Consider the following 21017-nt stretch of genomic DNA (forward strand, 5'->3'; position numbering starts at 1 on the left):
CGCTGCTTACATCCACGGCTTCTATAATCCAGCCCGGCTACACTCGGCGCTGGGCTACCACTCGCCTAACAACTATGCCCGGCAGCTCCGGGCTGCCGCCTGAAACGGCTTCATGGCGTCCGTTTTCAGGGGGCCAGATCACACGCCCCCGCAACCGGACCCACCCCGCCTTCGACAGTTCGCCGCGATCTGTCGGAATGCATGGCCTGCTCTTGGTGGGTGTCGACCACGCTGCTGTTGGTGGGTGTCGACCCTGGTCGACACGTAGATCCACGCCATGCGTGGATGCTCTTCGTTCAATTGTCGAAATATTCGATTTCAATGGAGATTCATCCACGCATGGCGTGGATCTACTTCCGTCACCGGAAATTCCTCGGGGATGGGGTGGTGTGGGTTGGCAGGACCGTTGGCGCCATGGATGGCGCCATCGAGCCCCCATGGATGGGTTTACGGCGTGTCCTGCCAACCCACACCACCTCAGCCAACAAGCAAAACTCCCAGAGCCGGCTGTTGCCGTTGCTCTGGCTTCGGCAGGTGCAGGGCCGCAGGCCCTGCCGACCCACCCTAATCCTCGACCGGGAAGTCCTCGATCGGCTTCAGCACATCGTAGTGCTCGCGATGCAGCTTGCCCTTCAGCTTCGGCAGCTCCGGCAACGGTGCGTCCACCCGCGTATCGGGCAACCGGTCCAGCAGGTTGCGCACCAGGGTCAGCCGGCCCAGCCGCTGGTCGTTGAAGTCCACCAGTGTCCACGGCGCCGCCTCGCGATGCGTCGCACGCAGCATCGCCTCGCGGGCCTCGGTGTACGCGCTGTACTTGCTGCGTGATTTCAGGTCCACCGGAGAAAGCTTCCAGCCCTTCAGCGGATCGAGATGGCGTTCGGCGAAGCGCTTTTCCTGCTGCTCCTGGTCCACGCACAACCAGTACTTGAACAGCAGGATGCCGTCGTCCACCAGCAGCTGTTCGAACACCGGCGCCTGGCGCAGGAACTGCTGGTATTCGGTTTCGCTGCAATAACCCATCACCCGTTCAACACCGGCACGGTTGTACCAGCTGCGGTCCATCAGCACGATCTCGCCGGCGGCGGGAAGATGCGCGGCGTAACGCTGGAAGTACCACTGCGTGGCTTCACGGTCGGTGGGCTTGGGCAGCGCCACCACCCGGCATTGGCGCGGGTTGAGATGCTGGCTGATGGCCTGGATCGCGCCGCCCTTGCCAGCTGTATCGCGGCCTTCGAACAGCACCAGCAGGCGTTGCCCGCTGTACTGCACCCAGCGCGCCATTGCGGTCAGTTCCAGCTGCAGCGGCAGCAGCAGTTCGTCGTAGTCCTTGCGCTTGAGCTTGGCCATCGTCACACCACGCGGGGAGGAAGCCGGAGCGTAACGCAGGGGTTGCTCAGGGGGTGTCGACGCCCTGCCAGCCCTGCTCGCCCGCCAGCGTCTGCAGCAGGGCGGAAAGGTCATGGGCAAAACCGGCCATGTCGAACACACCACTGTCTTCGCGTGCCTGTGCCAGTTCGGCACGCAACGCTGCCAGCGCCACCGGGTCGTTGCCCAGCGCGCTGGCGGTGGCGATGAACGCCGCATCGTCGGCAACGTTCATCCGCGAGAGACCCAGATGATGGTTGAGGCTGCCGGCCACGCGCGCGGCGAAGGTATCGCCCGGGCAGGTCAATACCGGGCAGCCGGCCCAAAGCGCGTCGGACGCGGTGGTATGCGCGTTGTACGGATGCGTGTCCAGGAACAGGTCGGCCAGCTGATAGCGGGCCAGATACTGCGGATGCGGCAGTTTGGCCATGAACACCAGCCGCGTTGGATCCAGGCCTGCGGCCTGCGCGGCCGCACGCAGGCGCGCATCGGCCTTGCCGGGCCCGGACAGCAGCCACAGCACGCTGCCGGGCACGGCCTGCAGCACCGCGAAGGCGCGGCCCATGCTGCGCGGGTTGAGCTTGTAGCTGTTGTTGAAGCAGCAGAACACCACGCCGCGTTCGGGCAGGCTGCACTCCGCGCGGGACGGTGCCGGCTCCAGTACGCGGGTGTTGTCCGAGGGCTGGAAGGCACGTGGCAGGCGCAGGACGCGTTCGCTGAAGTGAGGTTCCAGCGATGCCGGCAGCACGAATTCGTCGGCGACCACGGCATCCAGCCAGCGCGCACCTGATGTGCCGGGGTAGGCCAGCCAGTTCAGCTGCAACGGGGCCGGGCGCATGGCCAGCACTTCGGGCGTGCCGCCGCCCCCCCAGCCGCGCAGGTCGAACAGCAGGTCGATGCCCTGTGCACGTATGCGGGCCGCGATATCGGCATGCCGCAGTGCGGCCACCTCATGCAGCCGGGTGGCGGCCTGCAGGCGTTCGCGGATGCGGCTGACATCGGCGTGGTTCAGCGCGAACAGGTGCAGCTGCAACGCCCGGTCATGACGCAGGTGTTCGAGCAGGGCCACGGTCAGCAGCCCGGTGGGATGGGCGCCGAAGCCATTGGAGAGGAAGCCGACGCGCAACGGGCCGTGCTCGCGAACCTTCACTGCAGGAAGGGGGCGCACCGCCGACGCAACGACCGCGGCGCGTGCGCGCGCACAGGCCAACTGCTCGGCAGCGCTGGCGTCTTCGCTGAGGAAGGCGAAGGGCTCCACCGCACCCTGGCCGGCGGCGAGCGCGTTGCGCACCTGCGCAGCCAACGTGTCCACGTCCTGCCAGTCGCACAGGCGGCGCTGCCAGGCCAGGCGCTGCGCGGCGATGTAGGGTTCGCCCGGCATCAGCGCGTGCGCGCGGCGATAGGCCGCTGCCGCGCCTTCGGCATCATCGGCATCTTCCAGCGCATGGCCCAGCCACAGCGCGATGCCCGGGTGCTGCGGGGCCAATGCCGAGGCCTGGCCGAGCAGCTTCGCCGCGTCGGCGTGCGCGCCGGCCATCCACGCCACGCGGCCCAGCCGCGCCAGCGCTTCGGGGTGGTTGGGGCGCAGCTGCAGGGCGCGTCGTGCGGCCTGCTCGCCGGCAGCGATGTCGCCGGCTTCCAGTTCCAGGTCGGCCAGCATCACCCAGGCGACGAAGTCGCCGGGCTGGCGTGCGATCGCCTGCTGCAGGTGCTGCCGCTGCTGCCAGGCCGTCATCGTGCTCAGCCCGCCGACAGCTGGGCCAGGGCGTCGACCTGGTGTTCGTGGCTGAGCCGCTGCAGCAGCGGGTCGAGGTCACCGGCCAGGATGTTGGGCAGGTCGTACAACGTCAGGCCTTCCACGCGGTGGTCGGTGATCCGGCCCTGCGGGAAGTTGTAGGTGCGGATGCGCTGGCTGCGGTCGCCGCTGCCGACCTGCAGGCGCCGCGATTCGGCCTGTGCCGCGTCCTGGCGCTGGCGCTCGGCATCGAGCAGCTGCGCCTTCAGGCGCTTCATCGCCTTGTCGCGGTTGGCGTGCTGGCTGCGCTCGGTCTGGCACTCCACCACCACGCCGGTCGGGACGTGGGTGATGCGGATCGCGGACTCGGTCTTGTTGACGTGCTGGCCACCGGCGCCGGACGAGCGGAACGTATCCACCTTCAGGTCGGCCGGATTGATGACGATGTCATCGACTTCGTCGGCCTCGGGAATGATCGCCACGGTCGCCGCCGAGGTATGGATGCGGCCCTGAGATTCGGTGGCCGGCACGCGCTGCACGCGGTGCGTGCCCGATTCGAACTTCAGGCGCGAGAACGCACCACGGCCGACCACACGCGCCACCACTTCCTTGTAGCCGCCATGCTCGCCGGGGTTGTCCGATTCGATCTCGACCTTCCAGCCCTGGCGCTCGGCATAGCGGGCGTACATGCGGAACAGGTCGCCGGCGAAGATCGCGGCTTCGTCGCCGCCGGTGCCGGCGCGTACTTCAAGGAACAGGTTGCCTTCGTCGCGCGGATCGCGTGGCACCAGCAACAGGGCCAGTTCCTGTTCCAGCTCCTGCAGGCGCGCCTGGGCGGCGGCGATTTCCTCGTCGGCCAGCTCGCGCAGATCGGGGTCGGCACGCATGCCTTCGGCGGCGGCCAGGTCGGCCTTGGCACGGGCTTCATCGGCGAGCGCGGCAGCGACCGGCTCCAGTTGGGCGAATTCGCGCGAAAGGTCGCGGAAACGGGTGTTGTCGGCGACCACATCGGGTTCGGCGAGCAGGCGTTCCAGTTCTTCGCGGCGCTCGGCCAGCGCTTCCAGCTTACGGCGCAGGGTCGGCGTCATCGGGTCTCACGGGTGGGTGGTGGTAGCCCGGCGTGGCCGGGAACAGGCGCTCGGCGGCGCGGGTCAGGTCGGCATCGCCACTCAGCGCGGCGGCGCGCAGTGCGGCGGTCGGCGGATGCAGCAGGCGATTGGTCAGGCCGTGGGCCAGCAGCTCCAGCACTTCGTCGGCGGGCTTGCCGTTGGCCAGCTGCTGGCGTGCGCGCTCCAGCAACTCGGCGCGGGTGGCCTCGCCGAACGCACGCAGCTGCCGCAAAGGCGCCTGATGGGCACTGGCCTGCTGGGTCTCGACGTAACGCGATACCTGCAGGTCGATGATCGCCTCGGCTTCGGCGGCGGCCTCGCGGCGACCACGGCGGTTGTCTTCCACCGCGCGTTCCAGGTCATCGACGGTGTAGAGGAAGGCATCATTGAGCGTGCCGACCTCGGCTTCGATGTCGCGCGGAACGGCCAGGTCGAACAGCAGCATCGGCTTGTGCCGGCGTGCACGCAGGGCCTTGGCGACCATCTCGCGATGGATCACCGGCTCGCGCGCGGCGGTGGCCGAGAACACCACGTCGGCCTCGCCCAGGTGGCGGTCCAGTTCGGTCAGCGGCAGGGCCACGCCGCCATGGCGGCTGGCCAGTTCCTGCGCGTGGGCGAGGGTGCGGTTGGCGATCAGCAGCCGCCGCACCTTGCCTTCGCTCAGGTGCCGTGCAGCCAGCTCGATGGTCTCGCCGGCACCGACCAGCAGCACGGTGGAGTCGTCCAGCCGGGCGAACGCGTTCTGCGCCAGGCGCACGGCCGCCGAGGCCACCGACACCGGGTTGGTGCCGATCTGGGTATCGGTGCGCGCACGCTTGGCCACCGAGAAGGTCTGCTGGAACAGGCGGTCCAGACGCTGTCCGAGCAGTCCATGGTCGCGCGCGGTCGACCAGGCGTCCTTCACCTGGCCGAGGATCTGCGGTTCGCCCAGCACCATCGAGTCCAGCCCGGTGGCGACCCGGAACAGGTGGCGCACAGCCTCGGCATCGGCATGCTGGTACAGATAGCCCTGCAGGTCGCCGGCCTGGCTGCGCAGCCACTGGTCCAGCGCCTGTGCCGAGTCGGCCACGGCGTACAGCTCGGTGCGGTTGCAGGTGGACAGCAGGACCGCCTCGGCGATCTGCGGGGTATCGCGCAGCGAGCCCAGCGCACGCGGCAACGCCTCACCGGCGAAGGCCGCGCGCTCGCGCAGCTCCACCGGTGCGGTCTGGTGATTCAGTCCGAGCACCCACAGGGTCATTGTTCAGTTGCTTGCGATAAGCTGCTGGCCATTGGACGACATTTTAAGGCCCCGATGCCGACGATGCCCGCATTGATTCGCATCCCCAGTGTTCTGCTGCTGTCCCTGGCCTGCGCCCAGGCCCTGGCGGCGGTGCCGGCCAGGGCCCCCGTGCGGGCCGCGGCCACCGAGGAACTGGCGCTGGAGCCGGTGATGGCCGGTGAGTTCGCCCTGCAGGCCGGCAAGCTGGCCGAGGCCGCGCGCTGGTACCTGCAGGCGGCGCAGCAGACCGACGGCGATGCCGGCCTGGCCGAGCGCGCGACCCGTATTTCCATGCTTGCCAACGATGACGCCAGCGCCGCCAAGGGCCTGGCCCTGTGGCAGCAGCGCGCCCCACGTTCGTTGACCATGCGCAGCGCCGCCGGTGCGCTGGCCATGCGCCAGGGCGATGTGAAGGCCGCCCGCACTGAATTGCAGGCGCTGCTGGCCGACCCCGACGAGCGCGGCTGGAAGTTCGCCCTGGCCGCGCTGATCGGCGGTGGCCGCGACCCGGCGGTGCCTGCGCAGGTGCTCGGCGAGCTGGTCGATGCCAATGCCATTCCACCGAAGATCGAGGCTTGGCAGGAGTTCGGCCGCCTCGCCCTGCGCATGGACAAGCCCGACCTGGCGCGGCGCATGATCGATGAAGTGGTCAAGCGCTTCCCCGAAGAACCGCGCGTTGCCTTGCTGCGTGCCAGCCAGTTGCAGCAGGCGGGCGAGACCGACAAGGCCTTGTCGCTGCTGCACGACGTCGAGCCGAAGACCCGGCAGGACCCCGAGCTGCGCAATGCGGTGGCCATCGCCTACGACAGCCTGGGGCAACCGGCTGCGGCCGAGCGCGTACTGGCATTCGGCCCGCAGGATGTGCAGACCTGGGGCATGCGCGCTTCACTGTTGGCCAAGCAGGGCGACAAGGCGGCGCTGTCCAACCTCTACAACGAACTGTCGCGGCAGGCGGCCAAGCCGGACCCCGCGCAGCGCCTGTTGCTGGGCAAGATCGCCGAATACCTGAAGCGCTATCCCGAGGCGGTGCAGTGGTACCACAGTGTGCCCGGCGGTGATGAGCTGAGCGAGGCGCGCCTGCGTGCGGCCAACGCCCAGGCCCTGGCCGGACGGCTGCCGCAGGCATTGGATGAGGTGCACGCGATCCAGTCCGACGCGGTGGTCGATGATGATGTGCGCCGTGACGCGTATCTGCTGGAGGCCGAGCTGCGCCAGCGCGGCGATGACAGTGCTGGCGAACTGGATGCGCTGGCCCGCGGCCTGGCCGCCTACCCGGATGACAATGGCCTGCTGTACGCCCGCGCGCTCACCTGGGAGCGTCGTGACGATATTCCGCGCGCCGAGGCCGACCTGCGCAAGATCCTGGTGACCGACCCGGAAAACGTGCCGGCGCTGAACGCGCTGGGCTATACCCTGGCTGACCGTACCGGGCGCCTGCAGGAGGCGCTGGAGCTGATCGACCGCGCCCGCGTCGCCGAGCCGGACAACGCCGCCATCGTCGACAGCTATGGCTGGGTGCTGTATCGCCTGGGCCGCAAGGACGAAGCGCTGGTGCAGCTGCGCCGGGCCTGGACCCTGGCCAAGGACCCGGAGATCGCCGCCCATGTCGGCGAAGTGCTGTGGGTGCTGGGCAAGCATGACGAGGCCCGCCACTTCTTCGACGAAGCGGCCAAGCTCGACCCTGAAAACCGCGCGCTGCTGCGCGCCCGCGAGAAATTCAATCCATGAGTGTTTCCCTGATCCGGCCGCTGCTGTTGGCGGCTGCGACCCTGGTGGTGACCGCCTGTACCAGCGTGGGCACGCAGAAGACCCCGCCACCGGCGGTGGTCGAGACGGTCTCGGCCGAAGCGGCGCAGGCCGAAGCCGCGCGCGTGGCCGCCCTGCATGCACAGCCGGACTGGGCCTTCCAGGGCCGGGTCGCGGTCAGCAAGGGCAAGGACGGCGGCAGCGGTCGCATCGACTGGAAGCAGGAAGGCCGCCGCTACGTGGTGGAGTTGAGCGCGCCGGTGACCCGGCAGAGCTGGAAGCTGACCGGCGATACCCATTCCGAAGCTGGCCGTCTGGAAGGACTGGCAGGCGGCCCGCGCGACGGCGAGGACGCCCAGCAGCTGTTGCTGGAGGCGACCGGCTGGGACATTCCGGTCAACCAGTTGCCGGAGTGGATCCGCGGGCTGGTCGCCGGCGACGCCGCCGGCCCCGAGACGGTCGAACGCGACGCTGACGGCCGGCCGCGCCGCATGCAGCAGATGGGCTGGCAGGTGCAGTACCTGGACTGGTACCCGGCCGAGGCCGGGCGTCCGGCACTGCCGCGCCGGATCGAAGCCAGCAATGGTGACGCCAAGGTGCGCCTGCTGGTGGATCAGTGGGGGCAGGGCGCCCCATGAGTGTCGGGCGCGATGACGCGGGCTGGTCCTGGTGGCCGGCCCCGGCCAAGCTGAACCTGTTCCTGCACATCACCGGCCGCCGCGCCGACGGCTATCACGAGCTGCAGACCGTGTTCCGCCTGCTGGACTGGGGCGACCGCATCGGCCTGCGCCTGCGTGAGGACGGCCAGGTGCGCCGGCACGGCGAGGGCCTGGCGGGCGTGGCCGAGGCCGATGACCTGGCGGTGCGTGCCGCGAAGCTGCTGAGAGAGTCGACTAATGTCGCGCAAGGTGCGGACATCATCGTTGAAAAGCATGTTTCCGCCGGTGGCGGCTTCGGTGGCGGCTCGTCCGATGCAGCCACGGTCCTGGTGGTGCTGAACCGGCTCTGGCAGGCCGGGCTGGACGAAGAGGCGCTGGCCGCGCTGGGCCTGCGCCTGGGCGCCGACGTGCCGGTGTTCGTACGCGGCCGCAACGCCTGGGCCGAAGGGGTGGGCGAGCGCCTGCAGCCGATCACGCTGGCGCCGGCCTGGTATGTGGTGGTCGAACCGGGCGTTCATGTTCCCACGCCGGCCCTGTTTGCAGACCCGGATTTGACGCGCGACAGCCCAGTGGCGAAAATAGAGGACTTCGCTTCCGGGACCCTGGTCGGGAACGCGTTCGAACCGGTGCTGCGCCGCCGTGAGCCTGCCGTCGAGGCAGCGCTTGCCGCGTTGAGCGACATCGGCACGGCGCGGCTGACCGGTTCGGGAAGTGGTTGTTTCGTCGAATTCGCGTCGCAGTCTGCTGCAGAGCAGGGACGGTCGAAATTGCCGAAGGAGTTGCGGGCAAGGGTGGCAGCGGGCGTTGCGCGTTCGCCACTGCTGGATGCACTCGAGCAACACTGATTTATCAATGCAGGGGCGTCGCCAAGAGGCCCAAGGCACCAGGTTTTGATCCTGGCATTCGTAGGTTCGAATCCTACCGCCCCTGCCAATAGCGGCTGTGTCCGCGCCTTCCAGCGCATCGCCCGCGCGGGACGTGGAAACAACCGCGGTGTTGTCAGCAGCAAGGGTCCATCCGGGTCCTTGCCGCCCCCGGATCCCCGCCACTCGTCCCCGCCCGAGACAATCATGATGCAAGAGTCCCCGAACCTGCTGGTCTTTTCCGGCAACGCCAACAAACGTCTGGCGCAGAACATCTGCAAGGAACTGGGGGTTCGCCCGGGCAAGGCGCTGGTCTCGCACTTCTCCGATGGCGAAGTGCAGGTGGAGATCGAAGAGAACGTCCGCAAGCAGGACGTGTTCGTGATCCAGCCGACCTGCGCGCCGAGCGCGGAAAACCTGATGGAACTGCTGGTGCTGATCGACGCGCTCAAGCGCGCATCGGTGGCCAGCGTGACCGCCGTGGTGCCTTACTTCGGCTACTCGCGCCAGGATCGCCGCATGCGCTCCTCGCGCGTGCCGATCACTGCCAAGCTGGCGGCGAAGATGTTCAGCACCGCGGGCGCTGATCGCGTGCTGACCGTCGACCTGCACGCCGACCAGATCCAGGGCTTCTTCGATATTCCGGTGGACAACGTGTACGCGTCCCCGCTGCTGCTGGCCGACATCTGGCGCGCCTACGGCACCGAGAACCTGATCGTCGTCTCGCCGGACGTGGGTGGCGTGGTCCGCGCCCGTGCAGTGGCCAAGCGCCTGGATGACGCCGATCTGGCGATCATCGACAAGCGCCGCCCGCGCGCCAACGTCTCCACCGTGATGAACATCATCGGTGACGTCGAAGGCAAGACCTGCGTGATGGTCGATGACATCGTCGATACCGCCGGCACCCTGTGCGCCGCTGCCGCTGCCCTGAAGGCGCGCGGTGCGCTCAAGGTCGCCGCCTACTGCACCCACGCGGTGCTGTCGGGCCCGGCGGTGGACAACATCACCAATTCCCAGCTCGACGAGCTGGTGGTGACCGACACCATCCCGCTGAAGGACGCGGCGCGGGTGTGCAGCAAGATCCGCCAGCTGAGCGTTGCGGAAATGCTGGCCGAAACGATGCGCCGCATCGCCTTCGGCGAATCGGTCAGCTCGCTGTACGTCGACTGAGTTTTTCGCCCCTGCCAGCAACGGCGGGGCATACCCGGATGCTTCTGGTCGCGGAAGCATCTTCAACCGCCACGCCGAAAGGCGAGGCAACAACCTGAGTAGTCGAAAATGTCGAAGACCCATGAAATCAAGGTCACCAAGCGTGAACTGCAGCGTAAGGGTGCGAGCCGCCGCCTGCGTCACGCGGGTGTGATCCCGGCCATCGTGTACGGCGGCAACGCCGAGCCGGTCGCCATCAGCCTGGACCACAACGAAATCTGGCTGGCCCAGCAGAACGAGTGGTTCTATGCCTCGATCCTGGACCTGAACCTGGACGGCCAGGTGCAGAAGGTCCTGCTGCGTGACATGCAGCGCCACCCGTACAAGCAGCTGATCATGCACCTGGACTTCCAGCGCGTGAACGAGAACGAAGCCCTGACCGCTTCGGTCCCGCTGCACTTCGTCAACGAAGACACCTCGCCGGCCGGCAAGGCTGCCGATGTCGTGGTCACCCACGAACTGAAGGAAGTCACCATCACCTGCCTGCCGAAGGACCTGCCGGAGTCGATCGAAGTCGACCTGGGCGAGCTGAAGGCCGGTGACGTGGTGTACCTGTCCGACATCAAGCTGCCGAAGGGCGTGGAAATCCCGGCCCTGGCGCTGGGCAAGGACCACGACGACGCCATCGTTACCGCCAAGGCCGGCAAGGTCGACGCGGCTGACGAAGAAGCGGCTGCCGCCGAGTAATACCGCTGCGGTGCCTGCCTCCGGGCAGGCACCGTACTGGAAGGAACCATGGCAGGACTGCGACTGATCGTCGGTCTGGGCAATCCCGGATCGGAACACGCCCGGACCCGGCACAATGCCGGGTTTCATTTCGTTGAGGCCCTGGCAGAAAAGGCCGGTGCGCGATGGAATGTGGACAGCAAGCTGTTCGGTGAGACCGCCAAGGTCGAGATCGCCGGGCAGACGGTGTGGCTGCTCAAGCCCGCCACCTTCATGAATCTCAGCGGCAAGTCGGTCACCGCTGCCCAACGGTTCTGGAAGATCGAGCCGGAGGAAACCCTGCTGGCCCACGACGAACTGGACCTGCCGCCCGGCGTGGTGCGGCTGAAGTTCGACGGTGGTCATGGTGGCCAGAACGGCCTGCGCGACACCATCCGCCTGCTCGGCCACGGCAGGTTCCATCGCCTGCGCGTGGGCATCGGCCATCCCGGCCACAAGGACCGCGTGGTGGGTTGGGTGCTGGGGCGCCCGTCCAAGGACGACGACGTGCTGATCGCACGCGCCATCGACGATGCGATCGACGTGCTGCCGCTGGCGGTGCAGGGCGATTTCAACGAAGCGATGAAGCGGCTGCATACCCCGCGCTGACCATGACCGACCCGCGTACTCCCTGCACCGTGTGTGGCGCCATGATCCTGCTGGCGACGGCGGCCCGGAACGATGGGCTCTGCATGCCGTGCCGGAATGGCACGCGGCAAAGCATGGAAATGGCGAAAGCACGAGATCGGCATATTCGCGAAGAGCGCAAGCGTTTCGGGGAATCTGCAGAGGGGCGGCATTGGCATTGGTTGATCGAACAGGTCCACGGGAACGGTTGTGGATTTGCCGGACTGTCAGTGCAGGATCAGCGTTACTTTGCGATCAACGCGCTCATCAATGATGTCTATCGTGGAGGGCTTGATGCCTATTTCCTCAATTCTGCTGGCGCCTACATTGCTGAAGCGCTTGCAGGGCTTGGGGAGATGCAGCAGCTTGACGTGCGAGACATCGTGCTCGCGGCCCAGCAGCTACTGTTTGGCAATGAGGCTATGGAAGATCATCATGCGCAGAGGCGCCTGCAGATCTATCGTGCTGACGGGTGGCTCGACGATGAAGTCGAAACAGCACTTGATGCGCTGGATGGGCGATTCTATGCGCTGGTCGATGACGGCAAGCTGGAAGAACTGCTGAAAGCGTACGCAGAACATCACAGGTTGTACGCCGCGTTCTAGCGCGGGCTACTGGAAGGACGATTGGGGATTGAGGGCATGCCCGCAGGCGAGCCTTGAATCCCGAATCATCCACTTACACTCAAACCCGGATTCAACCCATGGGTATCAAATGCGGCATCGTCGGCCTGCCCAACGTCGGCAAGTCGACCCTGTTCAATGCGCTGACCAAGGCGGGTATCGCCGCGGCGAACTTCCCGTTCTGCACCATCGAGCCGAACGTCGGCATCGTGCCGGTGCCGGATCCGCGCCTGAACGAGCTGGCGGGCATCATCAACCCGCAGAAGGTCATCCCGACCGCGGTCGAGTTCGTCGACATCGCCGGCCTGGTGGCCGGTGCCGCCAGCGGTGAAGGCCTGGGCAACAAGTTCCTGGCGCACATCCGCGAAGTCGATGCGATCACTCACGTGGTGCGCTGCTTCGAGCACGGCGACATCGTGCACGTGGCCGGCAAGGTCGATCCGATCTCGGACATCGAAACCATCGATACCGAGCTGGCGCTGGCCGACCTGGACAGCGTCGAGAAGGCACTGAACCGTGCCGAGCGTGCGGCCAAGGGCGGCGACAAGGATGCAGCGGCGCGCAAGCCGGTGCTGGCCAAGCTGCAGGCGGCGCTGTCGGAGGGCAAGGCCGGCCGCTCGGCCGGCCTGGACGAGGAAGAGAAGGCGCTGGTGCGCGACCTGTTCCTGCTCACCCTGAAGCCGGTGATGTACATCGCCAACGTGCTGGAAGACGGTTTCGAGAACAACCCGCACCTGGAAGCCGTGCGCGCGCATGCCGCCGCAGAAGGCGCGCAGGTGGTGCCGGTGTCGGCCGCGATCGAAGAAGAGCTGTCCCAGCTCGACGACGAGGACCGCGATACCTTCCTGGCCGACCTGGGCCTGAGCGAGCCGGGCTTGAACCGCGTGATCAACGCGGCCTACAGCCTGCTCGGCCTGCAGACCTACTTCACCGCTGGCGTGAAGGAAGTCCGTGCGTGGACCGTGCGCAAGGGCGCCACTGCGCCCCAAGCCGCCGCGGTCATCCACACCGACTTCGAGAAGGGCTTCATCCGCGCCGAAACCATCGCGTATGACGACTTCATCAAGTACAAGGGCGAAGCCGGCGCCAAGGAAGCCGGTCGCCTGCGCCTGGAAGGCAAGGAATACCGCGTGCAGGAAGGCGATATCCTGCACTTCCGCTTCAACGTCTGATCCGGCGGCAACGGATCGGCCCCGGACGCCCCGCCCTGTGCGGGGCGTTCGCGTTTCCGGCGATGGACAAAAAATCACCACCCTGCGAAACGCTTGCGGCGTGACGTTCGCCGGCACTTGTCCACAGCAAACTCCCATCGCTTTCCACGCCGCATGTGGAAAACCGCGCAACTCCCCTGTAGCGCCGAGCCCACGCTCGGCTCAGGGGGGCATCAGCCGAGCGTGGGCTCGGCTCTGCCAGGCTTGCCTGTGCAGCGTGGACAAATTTTCACCACGCTTCGAAACGCCTGCGGTGCAATGCTCGCACCCACTTGTCCACACCAAATCCCAACCACTCTCCACGGCGGATGTGGAAAACCGCGCATGGGCGTGGACAAAAAAACGCCAATCCCTGAAACGCTTGATGCGTGGAGCTCACCGCCACTTGTCCACACCAAACTCCCATCGCTTTCCACGCAGCATGTGGAAAAGGCGCCCGGCACTCCATTGCCGGGCACTTGCCGCATCACCAGGTGTACGACACACCCAGCTGGGCGCCGACATCGCGGAAGCCCATGCCGCCGCTCTGCCGGCTCAGTTCTCCCCAGCCGCGCCAACCGCCGGACAGATTCACCTGCACACCGGCCTTGGCCTCGTAGATGTCGCGCGGCAGCTGCCGCTGAAGCCGCTCGCCGTCCATCGCCATGCCCGCGCCGTTGCCGCCGGACCACCAGTTCACTGCCACGTACGGATGCACCTGGCCCTGCGCCGGGCTCAACCCGCGGCTGTAAAGGCGCAGGCCGAGGCGGGTGCTGGTCTCGTCACCACCGCGGTCTTCGACCACCGTGCCGTTGGCCTCGACCACGCGATCGCTGTCATAGCGGCTGTGCACCACCTGCAGCTGCGGTTGCAGGTAGATGCCGCGCTGCGCGGTGCGCCGCAGGGGCAGCACATAGCCGGCTTCGGCCGATGCACTCCAGTTGCGGGCGTCATAACGTTCCTTCTGCAGGCCATCGCCCTGCACGCTGTTGCGGAAGCGGCCGTACTGCAGCCAACCATCCACATAGGCGCCGCCCTGCATGCGCGCATCCTGCAGCCAGGTGGCATAGGCACCCACATTGGTGCCGGTAACCACGCCACGCGCCGTGTAGCCGGTCACCTGCGAGCGGCTGTCATTGCGCGCGCGGCCGTGGCCGAGCATCGCACCTGCCTGCAGTTCGCCCGCGCCGCCCACCTCGAAGCGACGGCCGACGCCGACCAGCACGCTGCTGATCTGCCCATCGACCTGGACCTGGCGGCTGCGGTCGTGGCTGTCGGGCTGCGCGCTGCGAAGGTGCATCCAGGCCACAGCATCGCTGCTGGCGCCGGCCTCGGCGGCGGGATCACCGGCGCGGTCGTACAGGCTGTGCCGGAACATGCCCAGCGCGGCGCTGCGGTTGGCCAGGTAGGCCGCCGGTTCCGGGCGTTCCACCTGTGGGCGCGGCGGATCGATCGGCGGCTCCGGCGGCAACGGTGGATCCACCGGCGGTTCCGGCGGTGACGGCGGATCGACCGGCGGCTCCGGCGGCTGCGGCGGCTGCGGCGGATCAATCGGCGGTTCCGGCGGCTCCGGCGGATCGACGGGTGGCACGTATTCCGAACGCAGGTACCAGTTGCCATCATCCGGGGTCGACACGCCGCCCTTGAACAGGAAGTAGTCGTAGGCACCGGCAACCGCGCGCCCCTGCAGGCTGAACTGTGCATCGGACTGGCCGCCAACGGTGATCAGGCGGATGCCCTCCTGCGTCAGTGCACCGGCACCGCCGGCATTGCGCACGCTCACGCTGGCAGTGCCGCTGCTGTTGCCATTGATGACCAGCTGGTCGCCCAGCGAAGTGTCGTCACCCAGTGCAAGGTTGAAAATCCACTGGCCACCGTTGCCCACATAGTCGCCGCTGACAGTGACGGTCTTGAAGCCGCTTGCCCCCGGGGCATCAAAGGCGATGGTGCCGGCGTGTTCGAGCGCGCCGACGCTGGAGCTGCCACGCACGTTCCATTGGCTGCTGCCATCCAGCGCAAGCTGTGCGACCTGGTAGCCGGAGTCGTTGCGCAGAGCACCGCTGAACGTGGTGCCGTTGCCCAGCACCATGCGTACGTCAGCCGTTGCACTGTCGACTACCACGTCACCGCGCAGCGTGCTGGCGTCGGCGCTGAAGTCGATGCGGCTGGTCGCCACGCTGCTGCCATCGGTGAACACCGTGTCGCTGACCCGCAGCAGGCGCCCGCTGCCGTCGCCTGCGGTCACATCGCTGCCATTGACGGTCAACGCATGGTTGCTGCCCTGCAGCCAGAACGCGGCGCCGCTGGCGGTCTCGATGTGGCTGTCATTGAAGGTGGCACGGTTCCAGTACGGGCCGAACGCGGTCAGGTAGGAGCGGTAGCCACCACTGTTGCTGCCAGTCATGCGGATGTCCAGGCGATCGGCCTGGGTCAGCCGCGCGGTGTTCATGTGCACGATGCCGAACACGTTCTCGCCGTCGCCGCGGATCGCAACGGTGTCGAGCAGCGCGGTGGCGGTGGAGCCACCGATGAACACGCCGCCACCCCCGTTGCCGCGCACGTCGATCACGTTGCCGCTGGCTTCAATGCGGCTGGCGGTGCTGCCGGTGGAACCGGTCACGCGTACGCCATAGGTCGCATCGCCGTGCGTGGTGATCCGGCCACCCTGCACGGTGGCGACCCCGCCGGCGATCTCGACACCGTAGCCGTAGGTGTCGGTCCAGGTGTCGATGGTGCTGTCGGTCAGCTGCAGGCGCGACTCATCGCTGGCCAGCCAGAATCCGGAGTAGCCATCACGCACATCGAACGCTGCGTCGCGCGCGGTCAGCTGGCCCCAGCTGTTGATGTTCACGCCATAGCCGCCGACGGTGGAGAAGCTGCCGCCGTTGATCACTGCACTGGAATAGGTCTTGCTGATGCTGCTGCCGAGCAGGCGCATGCTGCCGCCCACCGAATGGGCTTCCACGTTCTCCAGCAGCACGCTGCCACCGCTGTCGATATCGAACCAGCCGTTCTGCAGGTAGGTGTCGTACAACTCGGCGCGGCTGCCCACGCCGTTGACCGCCACGCCTGCAAGGATGCCACCGGGAGCGAGGGTGATGCGGCTGTTGCGGATCGTCAGCAGGCCTGCGCTGTCGGCGCGCAGGCGGGCACCACCGTCGGCGCTCATCTGCAGATCGGCCAGGTGCAGTTCACTGCCCTTGCCGGACGCACCGGCCAGCACCGCACCGGTACCTGTCGCTGAAAGGCGGCCCCCGGTGTAACGGATCACGCCACCGTTGTAGGCCTGCACGCTGCCGAATCCGCTGCCATTGCGCGTGGCATCGATGTCGACATCGCGCGCATCGATCACACTGCCGGCTCCATTGGCATACAGCGCGTAGAAGCCCGCGCCGGTAGCGGGTGCGATCGACAGGGTGGCACCGCGCAGCTGCACCTGGCCGCCGTTGGCGGCAGACACGGCGCTGCCATTACCGGTCACGTTGATGCGGCTGCCGTCGATCAGTGCGCTGCTGCCAGCGCCGGTGACGGCCAGTGCGAAGCTGCCCGCGCCATGGGTGAGGACATCATCGGTACCCAGCTGCAGGCTGTTGCCATCGCTGACCTGCAGGGGCCCGGTCAGATCGGCGGCGTGGACCGGCAGTGCCGCCCACAGGGCGGTTGCCAGCAGGCTGGGAAGGAGGGGAGCAGGCGCGAGGCGCGCGCGCCCGGACGCACGGCGGCGCCGAGTGGGGGAGGCGTACATGCTGTTGGACTTCCTGTGGCAGGGCGCAGCAGGGCTGCGCGGACTGGCGCGGCAGGGCCGCGTCGCTGCGGAAGCCACACGCGATGGCAGCTGCAGGCGCCATCGGGCTTCCGTCCCCCACGGCGACGCGGTTGCTGCCGGCAGGCGCACCATGGCGGGATGCGTCCAGCCTAGAAATCGGCACTGTCCTATGGAATCAGGCGTTTCCTAAAGCCGTCGCAGGCCCTCGTACGGGGCCCGCAGGATTCAGCCTGGAGTGGGCCTCAGGCGAACAACGAGGCCTGCAGGCAGTACTCGATCAGTGCCTGGTCACTGTCCACGCCGAGCTTGCGCATCGCACTGATCTTCTGCGTGCTGACCGTCTTGGCGCTGCGCTGCAGCTGGCGTGCGATGTCGCCCACGCTCATGCCGCCGGTAAACAGCCGGATCACTTCCAGCTCGCGCGGCGACAGGCGTGCACGGACCGCATCGGCATCGGCTGGTTCGCTCGCCGCGACCGGCAGCAGGCCCGGTGGCCGGTAGACGCGGTCGGCCAGCACCACGCGCAGGGCCTGTACCAGGCTGCCCAATCCATGGCTCTTGAGCACGACGCCGCCGGCACCGGCGGCATACATCGCTGCAACCAACGACGGATTGGACACCATCGTCAGCACCAGCAGGCGCGTCTCCGGGAAGCTGCGGCGCAGGAACGAGATCAGCTTGATGCCGTCCCCGAAGCGGTCGCCCCCCGGCATGCTGTAGTCGGTGATCACAACCTGTGGCCGGGTCCGGGTCATCAGTTCGATCAGCGTCGCCGGGTCGGCCGCTTCGCCCACCACGTCCAGGTCAAGTTCCCCGGCCAGTACGTCGCGGATGCCGGCAAGCACGATCGGGTGGTCGTCGGCGATGAGGATCCGTGTGGTCATGGCGGGGTCGGGTCGTCAGGTGGGGAAGGGGAGGCCGCATCAAGCAGCGGATGCAACAGCTGTTCGAGGCGTCGCTGGAAGCGGGCAAGCGACGCCGCCTGGGTGGCCAGGTCATCGCCGCCCGCAAGGCTGTGCTCGATCTGCAGGCCGCTGTCCACCAGCGCGGGTGCGCCCACGATGACCAGTGCGCCACGGATGCGATGCAGTACCTGCACCACGCGCGCGGGATCGGCGCTGGCAATCGACTGGCGCAGGCTGTCCAGGTCGGCCTGCATTGTCCGCACGAACAACGCCTGCATCTTCGCGGGAACCTGCAGCGGGAGATCATCATCGAGCGTATCGGTGGATTCCGGTCCTTGCGATGGCGCGGGAACCGTTGCATCGCCCCGGGTGATCCCGATCAGCAGGCGTTGCAGCGCTTCCAGCGTGATCGGCTTGACCAGCACGCCCTGCATCCCCGATTCCTGGCAGCGTTGGCGTTCGGCCGGGTCGGCGTTGGCAGTGGCCCCGTGGATCGGCACGCGGGCACCACGTGCCCGCAAGGCACGGGCCAGGCCATAACCATCCAGCCCCGGCATGTTCAGGTCGGTCAGCACCAGCGCGAACTCGTCCTGCTGCCAGTAGCCCAGCGCTTCATTGCCGTCGCTGGCGACCACGGCGCGGCAGCCGAGCTGTTCCAGCTGGTCGCGCAGGATCGCCTGGTTGATCGGGTTGTCCTCGGCCACCAGCACCTGCAGGCCGAAACGGCGCGTCGCCGGCAGGCGCCCTTCGGTGCTGGCCGCCAGCGGCTGGCCACTGGCGGCGGCCAATGCGAGCACGATCGCGTCGAACCGGTGCAGGCCAACCTGCCAGGCGCCATCGATCTGCCGTGGCCGCACGCCGCCTTCGCGGCAGGCAACCACGCGCGGTCCATCCACCCACCCGGGCAACGCGTCGTCCAGGACCAGGTCGAGCAGCACGGTGGACGACGGCAAGCCCGCCGGGCTTTCATCGCGGTACACGCTGGCCAGTGCACCGCGCTGCTGCAGGCGGTCGCACAGTGATTGGACCAGCTCGCGCACACCGCCCCGCACCTGTACCTGCAGGCCCGCAGGCAACTGCGGCGCAGGAGATTGCTGCGGATCGGCCGGCGCCGGGGGCAGCGGCAGTTCGACGCTGAAGCTGCTGCCCAGGCCGCTCTCGCTGACCACGCGCAGCCGGCCTTCCATCAACGCCACAAGATGCGCGCAGATGGAAAGGCCCAGGCCGGTGCCGCGCATCGCATCGGTGCCCGGGTTGGCCTGGTAGAACGGCTCGAACAGGTGTGCCTGGTGCTCGCTGGCAATGCCGATGCCGGTATCGGCGACCTGCCACTGCAGCCAGCAGCGCTGCTCTTGCCAGCGTGCCGAAACGCGCACCACCACGCGTCCGCTGTCGGTGAACTTCAGCGCGTTGCTGATCAGGTTGTTGAGTATCTGGCGGATCCGAGCCGCATCACCGCACACCACGGGTGGCACATCGGCATCGATGCAGGCGTAGAACTGCAGCCCCTTGCCGGCGGCCGCGGCTGCATACGAGTCGAGCGCATCCTCGGTCAGATGCACTGGATCGAACGGGCTGGGTTCAAGGCTCAGTTGCCCGGCCTCGGCCTTGCTGACATCGAGGATGTCGCTGATCAGTTGCATCAGCGTCGAGGACGAACGCTGGATCGTCCCCAGGTAGTCCCGCTGACGCGCATCCAGTGGCGTCAGTCCGAGCAGTTCGAGGGTGCCGAGCACGCCGTATAGCGGCGTGCGGATCTCATGGCTCATGGTGGCCAGGAACTGGCTCTTGGCCCGGTTGGCCTGGTCGGCGGCACGGCGCGCCTGCTGCAGCACCTGCTCGGCTTCGTGCTGGCTGCTGAGATCGATGAACAGGCACAGCACCGCCGGCTCGCCGCGGTAGCGCGCCGGCGTCGCCGTCACCAGCAGGTGGCGGCCTTCGGGCGTGGTGTAGGCCAACCCATCGCCGAGCGTGGTGCCTCCAGCGGCGAGCACGCTGCGCCGCCAGGGGCCGTGCCAGCCTCCGGTATGATGGTCTTCACCCAGCCAGCGGCGGGCGAGGGTGTTGTCCAGCAGCACATTGCCATCGGAACGGCGCAGCAGGCACAGCCCGATCGGCGCGTTGTCCAGGATCGTGCGGCTGAAGGCTTCGCTTTCCAGCAGCCGCGCGTGGTTGCTGCGCAGCGGCTCGATGACCGAGCGCCGATACGCGCGCAGCACCAGCGTGCCACCCAGTGCCAGCAGCAGGGCCACCACCGTCGCACCGAGCAGCGGCCCCTGCGGGTGCTGGAATACCTGCCGCCAGCTGACGTGGTAGACCGCCAGCCAGCCGCGCTCGCTGCGCATGCGGAACTGCAGGCCTCCCAGGCCTGCCTGCCAGGAGGTGCCAGCGTTGCTGGCATCTGCAGCATCGCCCAGCAGGCGCTGGCCATCGGCATCGAACAGCGACAGCCGTTGGAACACCGGAACACCCAGCACCTGCCGGTAGTCATCGACGCGTGCCGGATCGAGCAGGCACGCCAGCGCGGCCTGCGAATCCTTGCCGTCCTCACCCCACAGGCGCGCATCCTGCGGGGCGTGGGCGATGGCGAGCAGCCAGGTCTGCCGGTCGCGCCACGGCACGCTTACCCAGACGATGCCGCCGCGCTGCAGCGTGGGCCGCGTACCCAGTGCGCGGTGGATGTCGGCGATCGCCGGGCGCAGGTGATGCGGGCTGTTCTGGCTTGCATCGGTACCGACGATCTGTACCGGTGCCAGCAGCCCGCGTGTGCCCTGGCCATCGACCAGCAGGCATTGCGGTGGTGGGTAGCGCGAAGCGGACCAGAACGTGCCGTAGAAGCGCAGGAACCGGTCGCCCAGCTCGGTCGGTGGCGAACGACCGGCGCCCTCGGTCCCGATCACCGCGAAGTTGGCGTACAGCGGACCGCGTTGCAGTTCCACGCTGGCATCGGCAACCGGCTGGCCTCGTACGCCGACATCATGCAGCCGCCACTGGCGCAGGAAGCGCTCCTGCTCGCGCAACGTGCCGTCCAGGCGGCGGAAGTGGTACTCGATCTTGCTGCGCTCTTCGTTCAACAGCTGCGAGCCGGCCGACAGCAGCAGTCCGGCCTGCAGGGTCGCCAGCACCACCACGCCGATCAACAGGGCATGGACGCGGAGCGAGCGGCGAGCGAGTCGGCGTACAGGAGCGGCCTCGGCCGGCATGGCAGGTCTCAGGGCAGGGGGCGGACATTGGCACCGGTGGCGGCGCGAAGT

The 21017-nt window shown here is 67.7% G+C and carries 15 protein-coding genes and 1 tRNA gene; 9 read left to right on the forward strand and 7 right to left on the reverse strand.

The genetic code is table 11. The features are described from left to right. Window positions 1-564: 564 nt before the first annotated feature. From ppk2 to hemA, 4 genes are read right to left on the reverse strand one after another with little or no spacing between them, the layout of a single operon-like run. The gene (gene ppk2, locus AC5P66_RS19410; RefSeq protein WP_005415392.1) at window positions 565-1347 is read right to left on the reverse strand and encodes a polyphosphate kinase 2; all 783 of its coding nucleotides are present in this window, start codon (window positions 1345-1347) and stop codon (window positions 565-567) included. 46 nt (window positions 1348-1393) lie between these two features. After that, window positions 1394-3100, reverse strand: a complete 1707-nt coding sequence (locus AC5P66_RS19415; protein WP_495216565.1) for an O-linked N-acetylglucosamine transferase, SPINDLY family protein — start codon at window positions 3098-3100, stop codon at window positions 1394-1396. Window positions 3101-3105: 5 nt separating this feature from the next. Further along, the gene (gene prfA, locus AC5P66_RS19420; protein WP_005415394.1) at window positions 3106-4188 is read right to left on the reverse strand and encodes a peptide chain release factor 1; all 1083 of its coding nucleotides are present in this window, start codon (window positions 4186-4188) and stop codon (window positions 3106-3108) included. Then, the gene (hemA, locus tag AC5P66_RS19425; protein WP_099494655.1) at window positions 4166-5449 is read right to left on the reverse strand and encodes a glutamyl-tRNA reductase; all 1284 of its coding nucleotides are present in this window, start codon (window positions 5447-5449) and stop codon (window positions 4166-4168) included. The genes prfA and hemA overlap by 23 nt, the downstream gene beginning before the upstream one ends. Before the next feature lie 63 nt (window positions 5450-5512). On the opposite strand from hemA, the gene AC5P66_RS19430 reads away from it, so the two are divergent. From AC5P66_RS19430 to ychF, 9 genes are all read left to right on the forward strand, one after another. Then, window positions 5513-7198 carry a tetratricopeptide repeat protein gene (locus AC5P66_RS19430; protein WP_181452442.1) on the forward strand — a complete coding sequence of 562 codons (1686 nt, stop codon included), beginning with the start codon at window positions 5513-5515 and terminating at the stop codon, window positions 7196-7198. Next, on the forward strand, window positions 7195-7854 hold the full coding sequence (lolB, locus tag AC5P66_RS19435) for a lipoprotein insertase outer membrane protein LolB (protein WP_099485617.1): 660 nt from the start codon (window positions 7195-7197) through the stop codon (window positions 7852-7854). Before AC5P66_RS19430 ends, lolB begins: the two co-directional genes overlap by 4 nt. Next, entirely contained in the window at window positions 7851-8720 is an 870-nt protein-coding gene (gene ispE / locus AC5P66_RS19440) for a 4-(cytidine 5'-diphospho)-2-C-methyl-D-erythritol kinase (protein ID WP_049439754.1), read from the forward strand. Before lolB ends, ispE begins: the two co-directional genes overlap by 4 nt. A gap of 11 nt (window positions 8721-8731) precedes the next feature. Beyond that, a tRNA-Gln gene (locus tag AC5P66_RS19445) sits at window positions 8732-8808 on the forward strand. A 140-nt stretch (window positions 8809-8948) separates the two neighbouring features. After that, complete coding sequence (locus AC5P66_RS19450; RefSeq protein ID WP_005415400.1) at window positions 8949-9908, forward strand: ribose-phosphate diphosphokinase; 960 nt, start codon at window positions 8949-8951, stop codon at window positions 9906-9908. Between the two features lie 108 nt (window positions 9909-10016). Continuing rightward, window positions 10017-10634, forward strand: a complete 618-nt coding sequence (locus AC5P66_RS19455; protein ID WP_049416979.1) for a 50S ribosomal protein L25/general stress protein Ctc — start codon at window positions 10017-10019, stop codon at window positions 10632-10634. A 48-nt stretch (window positions 10635-10682) separates the two neighbouring features. Further along, window positions 10683-11261, forward strand: coding sequence for an aminoacyl-tRNA hydrolase (gene pth, locus AC5P66_RS19460; protein WP_099494652.1), 579 nt, complete (start codon window positions 10683-10685; stop codon window positions 11259-11261). Window positions 11262-11302: 41 nt separating this feature from the next. Next, window positions 11303-11884 (forward strand): DMP19 family protein, encoded by a 582-nt coding sequence (locus tag AC5P66_RS19465; protein ID WP_238378406.1) that lies wholly within the window; start codon window positions 11303-11305, stop codon window positions 11882-11884. 98 nt (window positions 11885-11982) lie between these two features. Further along, window positions 11983-13074: a redox-regulated ATPase YchF gene (gene ychF, locus AC5P66_RS19470; RefSeq protein ID WP_005415403.1), complete on the forward strand. Its 1092-nt coding sequence runs from the start codon at window positions 11983-11985 to the stop codon at window positions 13072-13074. 505 nt (window positions 13075-13579) lie between these two features. On the opposite strand, the gene AC5P66_RS19475 is transcribed toward ychF, so the two are convergent. The 3 genes from AC5P66_RS19475 to AC5P66_RS19485 form a co-directional block, all read right to left on the reverse strand. Next, window positions 13580-16837 (reverse strand): autotransporter family protein, encoded by a 3258-nt coding sequence (locus AC5P66_RS19475; protein ID WP_263468018.1) that lies wholly within the window; start codon window positions 16835-16837, stop codon window positions 13580-13582. Between the two features lie 263 nt (window positions 16838-17100). After that, a complete protein-coding gene (locus AC5P66_RS19480; protein WP_049416983.1) occupies window positions 17101-17742 on the reverse strand; it encodes a response regulator in 642 nt (213 codons plus the stop codon). Next, entirely contained in the window at window positions 17739-20966 is a 3228-nt protein-coding gene (locus AC5P66_RS19485) for a hybrid sensor histidine kinase/response regulator (protein WP_099494650.1), read from the reverse strand. Before AC5P66_RS19485 ends, AC5P66_RS19480 begins: the two co-directional genes overlap by 4 nt. Between the last annotated feature and the right edge of the window lie 51 nt (window positions 20967-21017).

The organism is Stenotrophomonas sp. YJH_SMC_122 (genome assembly GCF_059369535.1).